The sequence below is a fragment of the Streptomyces sp. 63XJN7_1_ISO-PGPR-S23-121 genome (assembly GCF_056173025.1).
Window position 1 is genome coordinate 4,210,568 of record NZ_CM149653.1, and the last position, 12,473, is coordinate 4,223,040.

Annotated in this window: 13 protein-coding genes; 6 read left to right on the forward strand and 7 right to left on the reverse strand. The window is 73.0% G+C overall.

Features of this window, described 5'->3' with window-relative positions:
- Positions 1–4 precede the first annotated feature (4 nt).
- Complete coding sequence (locus AC0VYN_RS18840; RefSeq protein ID WP_475531865.1) at positions 5–976, reverse strand: hypothetical protein; 972 nt, start codon at positions 974–976, stop codon at positions 5–7.
- 297 nt (positions 977–1,273) lie between these two features.
- A complete protein-coding gene (locus AC0VYN_RS18845) occupies positions 1,274–1,996 on the reverse strand; it encodes a VOC family protein (protein WP_475531866.1) in 723 nt (240 codons plus the stop codon).
- A 232-nt stretch (positions 1,997–2,228) separates the two neighbouring features.
- Here AC0VYN_RS18845 and AC0VYN_RS18850 point away from each other — a divergent pair, with 232 nt between their 5' ends.
- Together AC0VYN_RS18850 and AC0VYN_RS18855 are read left to right on the forward strand one after the other, a co-directional pair.
- The gene (locus AC0VYN_RS18850; RefSeq protein WP_475531867.1) at positions 2,229–4,181 is read left to right on the forward strand and encodes an APC family permease; all 1,953 of its coding nucleotides are present in this window, start codon (positions 2,229–2,231) and stop codon (positions 4,179–4,181) included.
- Positions 4,182–4,317: 136 nt separating this feature from the next.
- Positions 4,318–4,812 carry a COG4315 family predicted lipoprotein gene (locus AC0VYN_RS18855; RefSeq protein ID WP_475531868.1) on the forward strand — a complete coding sequence of 165 codons (495 nt, stop codon included), beginning with the start codon at positions 4,318–4,320 and terminating at the stop codon, positions 4,810–4,812.
- A gap of 72 nt (positions 4,813–4,884) precedes the next feature.
- On the opposite strand, the gene AC0VYN_RS18860 is transcribed toward AC0VYN_RS18855, so the two are convergent.
- The 4 genes from AC0VYN_RS18860 to AC0VYN_RS18875 all read right to left on the reverse strand — a co-directional run bounded on the left by AC0VYN_RS18860 (position 4,885) and on the right by AC0VYN_RS18875 (position 8,150).
- A complete protein-coding gene (locus tag AC0VYN_RS18860; protein WP_475531869.1) occupies positions 4,885–5,607 on the reverse strand; it encodes a dienelactone hydrolase family protein in 723 nt (240 codons plus the stop codon).
- A 230-nt stretch (positions 5,608–5,837) separates the two neighbouring features.
- Entirely contained in the window at positions 5,838–6,836 is a 999-nt protein-coding gene (locus AC0VYN_RS18865; protein ID WP_475531870.1) for an aldo/keto reductase family protein, read from the reverse strand.
- 198 nt (positions 6,837–7,034) lie between these two features.
- Positions 7,035–7,616: a TMEM165/GDT1 family protein gene (locus tag AC0VYN_RS18870; RefSeq protein WP_386921071.1), complete on the reverse strand. Its 582-nt coding sequence runs from the start codon at positions 7,614–7,616 to the stop codon at positions 7,035–7,037.
- A gap of 324 nt (positions 7,617–7,940) precedes the next feature.
- The gene (locus AC0VYN_RS18875; RefSeq protein WP_451689040.1) at positions 7,941–8,150 is read right to left on the reverse strand and encodes a hypothetical protein; all 210 of its coding nucleotides are present in this window, start codon (positions 8,148–8,150) and stop codon (positions 7,941–7,943) included.
- Positions 8,151–8,317: 167 nt separating this feature from the next.
- Here AC0VYN_RS18875 and AC0VYN_RS18880 point away from each other — a divergent pair, with 167 nt between their 5' ends.
- Entirely contained in the window at positions 8,318–8,752 is a 435-nt protein-coding gene (locus AC0VYN_RS18880; protein WP_475531871.1) for a hypothetical protein, read from the forward strand.
- A gap of 74 nt (positions 8,753–8,826) precedes the next feature.
- On the forward strand, positions 8,827–9,378 hold the full coding sequence (locus AC0VYN_RS18885; protein WP_475531872.1) for a YciI family protein: 552 nt from the start codon (positions 8,827–8,829) through the stop codon (positions 9,376–9,378).
- Between the two features lie 17 nt (positions 9,379–9,395).
- Here AC0VYN_RS18885 and AC0VYN_RS18890 read toward each other — a convergent pair whose 3' ends face one another.
- Positions 9,396–10,283: a LysR family transcriptional regulator gene (locus AC0VYN_RS18890; protein ID WP_475531873.1), complete on the reverse strand. Its 888-nt coding sequence runs from the start codon at positions 10,281–10,283 to the stop codon at positions 9,396–9,398.
- A 151-nt stretch (positions 10,284–10,434) separates the two neighbouring features.
- Here AC0VYN_RS18890 and AC0VYN_RS18895 point away from each other — a divergent pair, with 151 nt between their 5' ends.
- Positions 10,435–10,824, forward strand: a complete 390-nt coding sequence (locus AC0VYN_RS18895; protein WP_475531874.1) for a VOC family protein — start codon at positions 10,435–10,437, stop codon at positions 10,822–10,824.
- Between the two features lie 114 nt (positions 10,825–10,938).
- Positions 10,939–12,399 (forward strand): hypothetical protein, encoded by a 1,461-nt coding sequence (locus tag AC0VYN_RS18900; protein ID WP_475531875.1) that lies wholly within the window; start codon positions 10,939–10,941, stop codon positions 12,397–12,399.
- Positions 12,400–12,473 lie beyond the last annotated feature (74 nt).

Consider the following 12,473-nt stretch of genomic DNA (forward strand, 5'->3'; position numbering starts at 1 on the left):
ACCGTCACCGACGCCCACCCCGGCGGGCCCCCTGGATCGCCGGCGGCGCCGCCGTGCTCGTCCTCGGTGGCGTCGGCGTGTGGGCGTGGGTGGCGCAGAACGGCGGTACGCCGAGTCCGGCGCCGTCGGCCTCGGCCGACCTCTCTCTGCCGACCCTGGCTCCGCTGCCGTCCCCGTCCTCCCCGTCGCCCTCGTCGTCGACGCCCGAGACGTCGAGCACGGCGCTGCCGAGACCGCCCCGTGCCTCGAACCCCGCCCCGAAGACACCGGCCGGTCCCCGGCCGCCGGCACCGCCCAGCGACCAGACATCGCGTTCCCGGGGCGCCGTCGCCCCGTCGGCCGCGCGGACACCCGGAGCGGTGCCCGTCCCCTCCCCCGCGTCTTCGCGGACCGGGACAGCCGCGCGCCGGGAGCCGACGCCGCCGCGATCGCGTCCCAGCGCCGGTCCGACGCCGCCGCGATTGCACTCCAGCGCCGCCCCGACGGCCCCACGATCGCGGACGACCACTCCGACGGCCCCGCGTCCCCGCACCACCACCGCCCCGACGCCCCGGAGGACGGCCGCCCCGTCCGCAGCGTCCTCGCGGGACGGGACCAGCCCACGGCCGCCTCGGACGCCGTCGCCTCCCAGGACCACCACCGCTCCGGAGACCGGGCGGACACCGAAGGCCACGCCCGGTTCCCCCGCGGCACCGTCCTCCCGGGCGAGGGCGACCCCCACGCGCTCCGCAGCACCGTCCTCGCGCGGTGCGGTGCCGCCCCCCGCCCGGAGCACGGCATCACCGCCCGCACCGCCAGGGGCGTCGGTCACCCGCGCACCGAAGCCGAAGCCGACGCCGAGGCGCCAGGCCTCCGCCGCACCGACGTCGAGCACCGGCGGGACGGCGACCACGACGTGGTACACGTCCCCGGCCGCGGTGGCCGCCGCCCGGCGGATGGCCGTCGCGGGAGTGGTGGGCGACCCCGCCTGCTCCATGGCTTCCGTCGGACGACCGGACCCGGTCCTGCTCCCTCGCACCGGCCGCATCGGCCTCGGACAGAGCGGCCGCTACACGTGCCTCATCGCCTGAGGCCGGGCGTGCCTCCGGCGTCCGCGGCGTCCCGGAGCCGCGCACTCGGCCGGAGGTAGAGAAGTTCGGGATCTCCCTCGTCCAGGCCGTGGAGCAGACCGGCCGGGCGCCAGCAGGCGCGTCGGAGCAGCCGCTGCATGGGGTGATTCGACACGTTGGTCGAGGTGAACAGCTTGGCGGTGGTGCACGCGGCCTCACCCCCGTTACCGGGACCTCCGCACGAAGAACTCGTTGCCGTCGGGGTCGAGCAGGAGCGCCCGGCCGCCGGCGCTCTCGCCGGTGCCGGTGCGCGTCGCGCCGAGCGAGACCAGGCGGGCGGCCTCCGCCTCCCAGTCGGCGCCTGCGGGGAGCGCCAGCTCGAAGCACAGCCTGTTCGTGCCCTTCTTCGGCGCCACCGGCGGACCACCCCAGGTGATCTTCGTACCGCCGCCCGGTGACTGGATCGCGGTCTCCTGGTCCTGGTCCCAGACCAGGGGCCACCGCAGCGCCTTGCTCCAGAAGTAGCCGACCTCCTGCGTACCGTCGCACGCCAGCGCTCCGATGAAGCCGGTGTCGGCGAGGAACCTGTTGCCGGCCTCGATGACGCAGAACTCGTTGCCGTCCGGATCGGCGAGCACCACGTGTCCCTCTTCGGGGAGTTGACCCACGTCGATGTGCTTCCCGCCGAGCTCAAGTGCCCTGGCCACGGTCCGCCGCTGATCCTCCGGCGAGGCGCTCGTCAGGTCGAAGTGCGCGCGGTTCTGGCCGTTCTTGGGCTTCTGGCCCGGCAGGAAGAGTATGCGGAACCCGGCGGGACCGGGCGGCGCGATCGCGACGTCGCCGTCCGGCTCGTCGGCCTGCTCCCAGCCCAGGACCCCGGACCAGAACCGCGCCAGGTCCGAGGGTCGGGTCGCGTGGAAACAGATCGCGGACAGTCGACTGGTCATACCCCGTGCATCTCCGATCCACCAACGACGGCACGGGGCTTCGCCTCCCCCGCGAGCGCAGCCTAGGGTGGCCGGTCGGTACCCGCATCCGAGTTTCCGCCGCGGGCCCGGCGGCTCTGCTGACCTGCCGCTGCCGGGTCCCGGGCCGGCGCCCTCCCCCGCTCGCCGCAGCCTTCGGGCCTGCCGGTGGTGTCTGCCCGGTCCCGGGGCGAACGCCCGCTTGGATGGCGGCATGACCCTCGACCGGCCCGCGTACCGCGTCAAGCGACGCCTCCTCGGCGAACCGCTCACCACCGAGCACGTCAGCGACGAGAAGCTGACCAACCGGACGGCGCTCGGGGTGCTCGCCTCCGACTGCATCAGCTCGTCGGCGTACGGCTCCGAGGAGATGCTCCGCGTCCTCGTCCCGGTCGTCGGGGTCGCGGCCTTCACCATGATCCTGCCGTTGACCGGCGCGATCCTGCTGGTCCTGCTGCTCCTGACCCTCTGCTACAGCGACGTGGTCACGCTCTACACCCGGGCCGGCGGCTCCTACGTGGTCGCCCGGGAGAACTTCGGGCCGAACGTCGCGCAGGTCGCCGCGGTGGCGCTGCTCGTCGACTACATCGTGACCGTCGCCGTCCAGGTGTCGGCCGGCACCAACGCCCTCATCTCGCTCGCCCACCTGGCCGGCAACGGCTGGACGGGCCTGGACCACCTGCAGCTGCCGGTCTCCGTGGCGGTGATTCTCCTGCTCGCGTACGGCAATCTCCGCGGAGTGCGCGAGGCGGGCCGGATGTTCGCGCTGCCCGCCTATCTGTTCATGGCCGCCATTGGTCTCGTCCTCCTCGTCGCGGCCGTACGCGGGCTCACGGGCGAGCTGCCGCACGCCGACCTGGAGGCCGCCGGAGTCGTCCCCCTGGGGAGCCCCGGCGACGGGTGGCTCCAAGGGGCGTCCCTGTTCATCGTGCTGCGCTCCTTCGCCAACGGCGGCTCGTCCCTCACCGGGCTAGAAGCGATCTCGAACGGCATCTCCGCCTTCCGGGAACCGCAGGGCCGCAACGCCCGGCGCACCCTCATCGCCATGAGCTGCGTGCTCGCCGTCCTGGTCCTGGGCGTGTCCACCCTGGCGCACTACACGCACGCCGTCCCCTACACCGACGGCACCCCGACCGTCATCGCGCAGGAGGCACGGCTCGCCTTCGGGGCGGGACCGCTGGGGACGGCCGGACTGGTCCTCGTCCAGCTCGCGACCGCGCTGGTGCTCTACACCGGCGCCAACACCCCGTTCACCGGTTTCCCGTTTCTGGCCAGCTTCGTCGCGGAGGACCGGTTCCTGCCGCGGGTACTGACCCGGCGCGGGCACCGGCTCGCCTTCTCCAACGGCATCATCGCGCTGACCGCCGTCTCGCTGGCTCTGCTGCTCGTCACGGGCGCCAACGTGGACAGGCTGGTGGCCCTGTACGCGATCGGCGTGTTCACCGCGTTCACCATGGCGGGCTCCGGTCTCACGGCGTACCACCTGCGTCGGCGTGAGCCCATGCGCCGGGTGAAGATCACGGTTAACGCGCTGGCGGCGGTCATCTCCGCGGCCGTGGTGCTGATCTTCGCGGTGACCAAGTTCACCGAGGGCGCCTGGCTGGTCGTGGTGATCTTTCCACTCGGTGTCTGGGCGCTGGTGCGGATCAACCGCGAGTACCGGCACGAGACCGCCGCGCTGCAACGGCTGCCCGCGCACGGAGACCGGCCGCGGTCCCGCCGCCACCGTGTTCTCGTCCTCGTCGAGACGCTGGACCTGGCCACGCTGAAGGCCCTGCGCTACGCCCATGAGCTGCGGCCCGACAGCGTCCTGGCGGTGCACTTCGCCATCGACGAGGCGCACGCCCAGCGGTTGTCCGACGCGTGGGAGTCGACGTCCGCGACCTCGGTGCCTCTGGAGCTGGTGGCGTGTCCGGACCGCCGGCTACGTCACGCGATGCGGGAGCTGGCCGTCCGTACCACGCAGGACGGGGACACCTCGCTGACCGTGCTCGTGCCCCGCCGGATGTACGCCAACGCCCTGGGCAAGCTCCTCCACCGGGGTACCGGCGAGGCGATGGCCAGGACGCTGGAGCAGTTGCCGCACGTCGCGGTGACCATCCTGCCGTTCGACGCGTCACGCGCTCTGAAGACGCTGGAGTCCGGCCGGACGCCCGGGCTGGACTGACTCGACCCGAACGTCCGGCTCTCCGCGTGCCCGGCCATTGCGCTGGAGGAGTGCTCTTGGCCGGAGCCCCGGGGGCTTCCCGGCGCCGGAGGGAAGGCATACCGGGCCCCGTCGCACCGACCCCCGGAGCCCTCTGATGAAGCGCACCATCCCGACCGCGACCTGCGCCGCCGCCGTTCTGCTCGCCGCCGTCCTCACGGGCTGCTCCGACAGCTCCGCCGGCTCCTCCGAGGCGGGCTACGGCACGACCTCGAACTCGGACACGAAGCAGGCCACCGTCGACACGAAGAAGGCGGGTGACCTCGGCACCATCCTCGTCGACGACAAGGACCGCACCCTCTACCTGTTCCTCGCCGACAAGAAGAACAAGTCGAACTGCGACGGTGACTGCGCCAAGGCGTGGCCGCCGCTGCTCACCAAGGGCGCGGCCAAGGCCGGCAAGGGGGTGGACGACAAGCTGCTCGACACCGCCAAGCGCTCCGACGGCGCCGAGCAGGTCACCTACAACGGCCACCCCCTCTACTACTACGCCGGTGACTCCAAGCCGGGGCAGACCAACGGCCAGGGCCTCGACCAGTTCGGCGCCGTCTGGTACGTGCTGAACGCCAAGGGCAAGCAGGTCGGAGGCTGAGCCCGGGGTACGGCCGGTACGGCGGCCTGGCCGACGGCGCCTACCGGATGCTGTCCGCCGGACGGACCCGGCTCACTTCAGGTGGCGGTCCAGGAAGCGGCACCCGTCCTCCAGCTCGAACGCCGGCGTGCCGGTGTGTCCGCCCAGGTTGGCGTGCAGTGTCTTCTCCTTGCTGCCGAACGCGTCGTACAGCTCCAGGGCGTCCCGCCGGGAGTTCCCTTCGTCGTCCCACTGCAGCAGGAACAGCAGCGGGACGGTGATCCGCCGGGCCTCCTCGCGCTGGGCGCGGGGCACGTATCCCCCGGCGAAGAAACTCGCGGCCGTGATGCGCGGTTCGGCCACGGCCAGCCGGATGCCGAGGGCGGTCCACCCTCCGGCGTAGCCGACCGGGCCGCCGATCCCGGGCAGCTCGAGGAGGGCGTCCAGAGCGGTGCGCCATTCCGGGACCGCGTTCTCGACGAGCGGGCCGATGAAGGACTCGAAGATCTCGTCGACCGGCTCTCCGGCCCGCATCGCCCGCCGGAGGTCGGCGCGTGCCTGTTCGTCGGCGGCGGAACGGGGCCGGTCACCGCACCCGGCGGCGTCGATGGTGGCCACCGCGTAGCCGCGTTGCGCGGTGTACCGGGCCCGGGCGACCAGCCGGGGTTCCGCCTTGGGCAGGCCGTTGTTGTGGGCCATCAGGACCAGCGGGGCCGGTGCGGTCCCGGGCGTCCACAGGGTGCCGGGGATCTCGCCGAGCGTGAATTCGCGCTCGAGGACGCCGCCGTCGAGGCGCAGTTCGGAAGTGAAGCGCATGATCGTGCCTTTCGGGAGTGCTGCTGAACGGCGCTCCCGGACGACCTACCGACCGACCGTGACCCCTGAGGGGAGCACCCATGTCGATACTGCGTTCACGGGTACCACCTCCTCGATCTCTCGCACGGTCTCCCGGAGGTTAGCAACGGCCGCCGTGGTCCGCCAGCTGTTTTCCGGGGAGGCCGCGCACCACCCGAGCGCGAGGGCCCGCTGATCCCCGCGCCGCCCGGTCAGCGGTGTCTGACGCCGGTCCGGGCGGCGGGGGCGAGGGTGGGTTCGGTGACGGGGGCGTCACCGAGGGCCCGGTCGACGGCCGCCAGCACGTCGGCGGAAAGGGTCGCACCGGACGCCGCGGCGTTGCTGCGCACCTGCTCGGGGCGTGAGGCGCCGGTGATCGCGGAGGCGACCTCGGTACGGCGCAGGATCCAGGCGAGGGCGAGGGTCGGCAGACTCATGCCGGCCTCTTCCGCGATGGGGACGAGGCGCTGAACAGCCTCCAGGGTGGCGTCGCTGTAGACGAGGTCCTGGGACACGGTCATGTCCGCCGAGGCGAACCGGCTGCCCTCCGGCACGGGCTGCCCCGGCTTGTACTTGCCGGTGAGGACCCCCTGGGCGAGCGGGGACCACACGATCTGGGAGATGCCGTTGTCCGCGCACAGGCCGAAGACCTGGGCCTCGGGGGCCTGCCACAGCATCGAGTACTGCGGCTGGGAGGAGACGAACAGGTCGGGTCCGGCGATGTCGATGCCGGCCTGGATCTGTTCGGGGGTCCACTCGCTGAAGCCGACGTAGCGGGCCTTGCCCTGCTCGACGACCTCACGGAAGGCCTCGACCGTGTCCTCGATCGGCACCGTGGGGTCGAAGCGGTGCGCCTGGTACAGATCGACGTGGTCGGTCTTCAGGCGGGTGAGGGAGGCGTCGATCTGCTTGGCGATCTGGGCCGGGGACAGACCCTGGTCGGCCGGGTCGTCCGACATGGGGAAGTAGACCTTGGTGGCCAGGATGTAGGAGTCGCGGGGGTGGGCCGAGAGGATCTCGCCCCAGGCCGTTTCGGCGGCTCCCTGGCCGTAGACGTTGGCGGTGTCGAAGAAGTTGATGCCGGCGTCGAAGGCCGCCTCGGTGCAGGCGCGGGTGGCGTCGGCCTCGACGCCGCCGGAGTAGGTCAGCCACGAGCCCAGCGAGATCTCCGAGACCTCCAGGTCCGAGCTGCCCAGCTTTCGGTACTGCATGATCGCTCCTTCCTCGGGACGGTATGAGTACCCCGAACGCCCGGAGTACCGCTCCGGGAGCAGGGCAGCACCGCCGGGCATGGACGCCCGGCGGGCCGGCGGGAGCGGCAGGTGCCGTTCCCGCTCGGCCCCGGGGGCCGCCCCTGCCGAGCCCGGCTCCCCCGAGGGAGTGGCGGGCAGGCGCGCGATCGGCGCGTTCTAACCGGTGAAGGCTTCGACGAGCGTCCACAGAGCCAGGGCGGCCATGCACAAACCGCCGAAACGCTGGACGGTCTTCAGCGGGACACGCTTGGCGATGAACCGGCCGGCGAGCAGGGCCAGGGCCGAGACGGACATCAGGGCCGCGGCGGAGCCGATGGCGGTGGGCAGCCAGCCGTTGGTGGCGGCGAGGTTGGCGGTGGTGATCTGGGTGAGGTCACCCCACTCGCTGATGAAGACGGCCATGAAGGCGGTCGTGTAGACCGGCCAGAAGCCCGTTACGGTCTTCGCTCCGTCCTCGTCGTCGTCGTCGCCGCCACTGCGCAGCAGGACGACGGCGCCGAAGGCGAAGAGGGCGGCGGAGACCAGCTTGACCGCCATGCCCGGGAGCAGGCTCAGGAGACTGCCGGCGCCGACGGCGATGGCCACGTGGACGATGAACGCGGTCGAGGTACCGAACCACACGTACAGGGGCCGCATGCGGGTGCCCATGGCCAGGGAGGCGAACATCGTCTTGTCCGGTAGTTCGGCAAGGAAGATCAGCCCGAAGGCAGTGAGGATCGCCAGGGGGTCGAAGGTCATCCTGGTGCTTTCTGCTGGGCCGGGCCGCCGGTTCACGCAGCACCTGGGCGGGCGGCGAGAACCAGTTCGGCCCGGTACGACGGATCAGCCCGCACGGATGTGCGGACATGGTGGTCATACAGGCCGAAGGTCTCGTCCGCCGCGGCACGGGTGCCGGGGCCCGATGGCCGGGACAGGCAGGCTGTCCAGTGTGTCGACCAGCGGTATTGCGGGACTACTCCCCTTCGCAGCCCCCGACCTTACACGCTCGCACCCGCCCCGCGGCAACCGCCGCACACACCAGCCGCCGCCCCGAGGGTGCCGTCGGCCCGCCACAGGGGCGCGCTACGTCCGGACCGTCCATACTCCCGGGCCGCCGCCGCGCCACTCGATCAGGTCCGAAGAGACCACGTCGATGTCCTCCAGACCGGCCCGGCGGAGGAACTCCTCCACGTCCCGCAGGTCGTAGGCGAGCCCCAGGATCTCCCCGTCCGCACGGACCCTGCGTCCGCCGCTCGGCGACGGCCGCCCGACCACCACGGGACGCCTGGCCATGACTCCATGGTCCACCCGTCGGGGCACCACCGCAGCTCGTCCCCGAGCACGTCGTCGACCGTCACAGGTGACGAGTCGCAGCGCGTCACGGGTCCGGGCACGTACGGCGGCGACGACGGGGCATACGGCTTTCCGAGCCTGAACGTCGCCGACCACTGGGAGCTCCCGTGCAGCCGAGCCTGTGCACCTTCCGCACGTGCAGTGCGGTCGCCGTCCTGCTTCTCGGATGTGCCGGTTACGCGGCCACCTTTCATCCCTTGCTGGCCGTGCCCGGCCTGCTGGGCGCGGCCCTCTTCGTCTGCTGTGCCGCCGATGCCCGCGCGGAGTACCGGCGGCAGATCACGCGGGCACGGTGGGAGGAGCGGCTCGCCCGGCCCCAGCCGGAAGGACCACTGGCCGTCCCGGCACCGTGCTGCGCGTTCTGGCGGTCTGCGGACACGCTCGCGCACGGTCCCGGGTGCACCCGGTCCGCCGCGTATCCCCGCCCTGCCGTCCATGACTGCTGCGAGCGGTGGTGGACGTCGCTGGGCGAGCTGCACGACCGCTCCTGCCGCCGGGGCGCCGACGCGTCGGCCGACCGGGAGTCGGACGCACGGTCCTGACCGCGCCGTCACCCGCACCGCGCCGCGGGGAAACCCGCTCGCCCGGGTCGGCCCCCGGAGGGGATCCTCGGGCCATGGAGTTCCTCTGCTACCACCGCGACCGGCCCGGCTCAGCGGCCCTGCGCCACGAGTTGAACGAAGAGCACCTGTCCTACATGGACCGCTACGCGAAGGTGATGATCGCGCGGGGTCCGACGCTCGCCGACGACCTCGACACGCCCACGGGCAGCCTGCACATCGTCGACCTGCCCGACTCCGCCGCCGCCCGGGCGTTCGCCTTCGACGAGCCGAACTACCAGGCCGGCGCCTACCGGGACGTGCTGCTGCGGCGGTGGCGCAACATGCTGGGGCGCACCATGTGGGAGTTCCCCGGCGGCCGGACCGGCGGGAGCCGTTACCTGGTGCTCGGCCTCGGCGCGGGAGAGGCGGCCGACCTCGCGGTGCCGCACGACCGGGACGAGCTGATCGCCTACGGGCCTCTGCTGTCCGACGACGGCGTCACCTGGCTGGGGACGGCGGCGCTGGTGCGGGCGCCCGACTCGCGGACGGCGCGCGCCGTCCTGACCCCGGACCGGTACGCCGGTGTCGAGGTGCACAACTGGGACTTCGGTGGGCGCCCCTCGTAGTTCCGACGGCCGGCGGGCTACGGCAGGGGGCGGGCGGCGCGCACGTCCAGCAGGAGGAGGAAGGCCGAGGCGGCGGGTGACGGGGGGACGCGTCGCCAGATCAGGTGTTCCGTCCGTACGGGTCCGTCGGCGACGACCACGCAGCGCAACCCGTGCAGTTCGGTGGTGAACGCGGCGGGCAGCAGGGCGATGCCCAGTCCGTGGCGGACCATCCGGACCATCAGCTCGACCCCCGACACCTCGAAGGTGACCTCGCGCCGCAGGCCGGCCGCCGCGAACGCCCGGTCCGACTGGGCGCGGGCGGCGCTGCCCTCGGCGAAGTCCACGAACACCTCGTCGGCGAGGCGGTGCAGGTCCACCTCGTCCTCCGAGGCCAGCGGATGGTCCGGGGCGACCACGGCGACATGCCGGCCCTGGGCGAGTTCCCTGTCGTGGACGCCCTCGAGCCGGAACCCCGGCTGCAAGCCGAGGAAGGCCGCGTCGAGTGTGCCGTCGCGCACCTGCTCGACCAGGCCCTCGCTGGAGCCCGCGCGGAGACTGATCCGCACCTGGGGGTGGCGCCGGCGATAGTCGCGCAGCAGTGCCGGGAGATCGACGGCCGCGACGGTGGGGATCGACCCGACGGTCAGCCTGCCCCGTATCTCGCCGGTCGCCGCCGCCACCTCCGGCCGGGCACGCTCGGCCGCTTCCAGGGCCTCGCGGGCGGCCGGCAGGAACGCCTCGCCCGCCGCGGTCAGCCGCACCCGCCGGCTGGTCCGCTCGAACAGCCGGGCTCCCAGTTCCTTCTCCAGCCGGGCGACCTGGTGACTGAGCGCGGACTGGACGACGTGACACCGTTCGGCGGCGCGGGTGAAGCTGGCCGTCTCCGCGACCGCGAGGACGTAGCGCATCTGCTGGAGATCCATGCGTGGATCGTGGAGCACGATGGATCGGATGACAAAGATGCGTTGGACCGCCGAACGACCGCTCCGCCATGCTGAAGGCCGGGCCGGACGGCAATGACCGGCTCCTCGCGGTCCCTCGGCGCCCCGGGCGCCTTCACCAGTGGAGACACCCATGCGCGTGATCGCCTTCGACCACCTCGTCCTCAACGTCGCCGACGTCGAGCGTTCGCTCGCCTTCTACACCGGTCCCCTGGGCCTGGATCCCGTGCGGGCTGAGGAGTGGCGGGCCGGCAAGGCGCCCTTCCCCTCCGTGCGGGTGAGCCCCACCACCATCATCGACCTCGTCGAGGGTCCCGCCGACGGGCCGCGTGGGGCGAACGTCGACCACATCTGTCTGGTGGTCGAGCCCCTCGACTGGCAGCAGGTCGTCGACTCCGGCGTCCTCACCGTCCTGGACGGGCCCGGCGAGCGCTTCGGGGCCCGGGGCACCGCCGTGTCGCTCTACGTGGCGGACCCCGACGGCAACACCGTGGAACTGCGCTGGTACCCGCAGGACTCCTGAGGGCCGTGCGGCACAACATGAGTGACAGATCATCACACCGGCGGCTACCATGCCCGCGATGACGAACTTCACCTCGCACGGATTGGGGGAATCGTCCGCCGAAGGTGAGTGCTGATGGCACATCACTTCGCGAACGGTATTCCCGCCCACCTGTTGATGTGGCAGCGCGTGCGCGAGTACGCCGTGCCACCGTCCATGATCGAGACCGCGACCGCACGGCGTGCGGTCGGTGACTGGGCGGGGGCCTGTGGCGCCGCCCGGATCGACGTCGACCTCGATCTGCGCGCCGTGCGCGACCGCCACGGCACCGACCTCGCCCACCGCCTCCGCGCGGACCTGCGCCGGCTGGCGCCGGATCTGCTGCGCTGGCACATGCCCCGGATCGCCCCCGACGGACGGCTGCGACCCGGCCTCACCCTCTCCCTCGCCCGTTATCCCGGCTCCGGCACCACGACGCCGCATCTGGTGGTGCGCACACCGCCCGCCCGGGCGGACGCCGGCCAGCGCATGTCCCTGAGCCTGTGGGACGGGTCCGGCGGTGACCCCGCCGGGCATCATCCGCATCCGCATCCCGACCGGCGCTTCCGGCTCGACCTGCACCGGCACCTCTGGGACGCCGACCGGAGCGGTGAGCTGGCCCGGCGGTGCGGCGCGGTCGGGGCAGGGTCCGCGCCGGCGCCCCGCGATGTCACCGGACACGCCACTCCTGACCTGCCCAACGAGGCTTGGGCGGTGGGGCGTTGGGCCGTCGAGGCGGAGTACCTGTTGCGTGCGGAGGAGCGCCCCCGGGACTCCTTCACCGTACGGCTCGGGCCTCGGACCCGCGCCGTGCTCCGGCTCGTGGCCCCCGACGACAGTCATGTCCCGTCGTTCCGGCCCGTGCCCGAAGCGCTGCCGTCCCAGGAGGTCGCGGCGCTCCCGGTGCTGCCGGAGGCGGCGGCCCGGGTCCTGCCGGACCTGGAGCTGTTGCGGGCGGGGCTCGTCACGGCCGGTGAACTGCATCCGCTCGTCGCCCCGGCCCTGACGGGTCACGGCGTACCGTCCGGGCCGGCTGCTTCCGGTCCGCGGGCCGGACTCGTCCCCGGGTCCGGCGATCCGCACCGGGTGGAGTGCCGGGGCGAGATCCACCGGATCGCCCTGCGGGACGGTGTGCTGACGGCGGTCGACCACGACGCGGACCAGTTGCGGCGGGAGGACCTGCTGACGGCGCTCGGCGGACCGCCGCTGCCCTGCCTGCGGGCCATCGACGCCGTACACCGCAGCCCGGAGGCCCTGCCCGCGGTCCGGGAGCGACTCGGTCACGGTGACGCGGCCGGGGCGCTGGCCGTGGTCGAGGCGCTGCTCGGTCCGGGAGCGGTCCTGCGCGACGGGCCGCTCCGGGACGCGCTGGAGTCGGCCGCGGCCCGCCGGATCGAGCACGGGCTCTACCGCTCGGGGCTGGTCGCCGCGCATCCCGCCGCCGGAGCGGCGCGCACCGAGGCGGGGCACCGTCCCCGGGCGGACCGCCGGATGCCGCTCGCCATGCGCCGCAAGCGGGCCAGCCGGGTCCGGCCCCGCACCGGCCTCGCCTCCTGACCGGCCGGCCCACCCCCTTCCCCGTGCCGTTCCGCGGCTCCCGCCGTATGTCCCCCATGACCTCCGGGACGGGC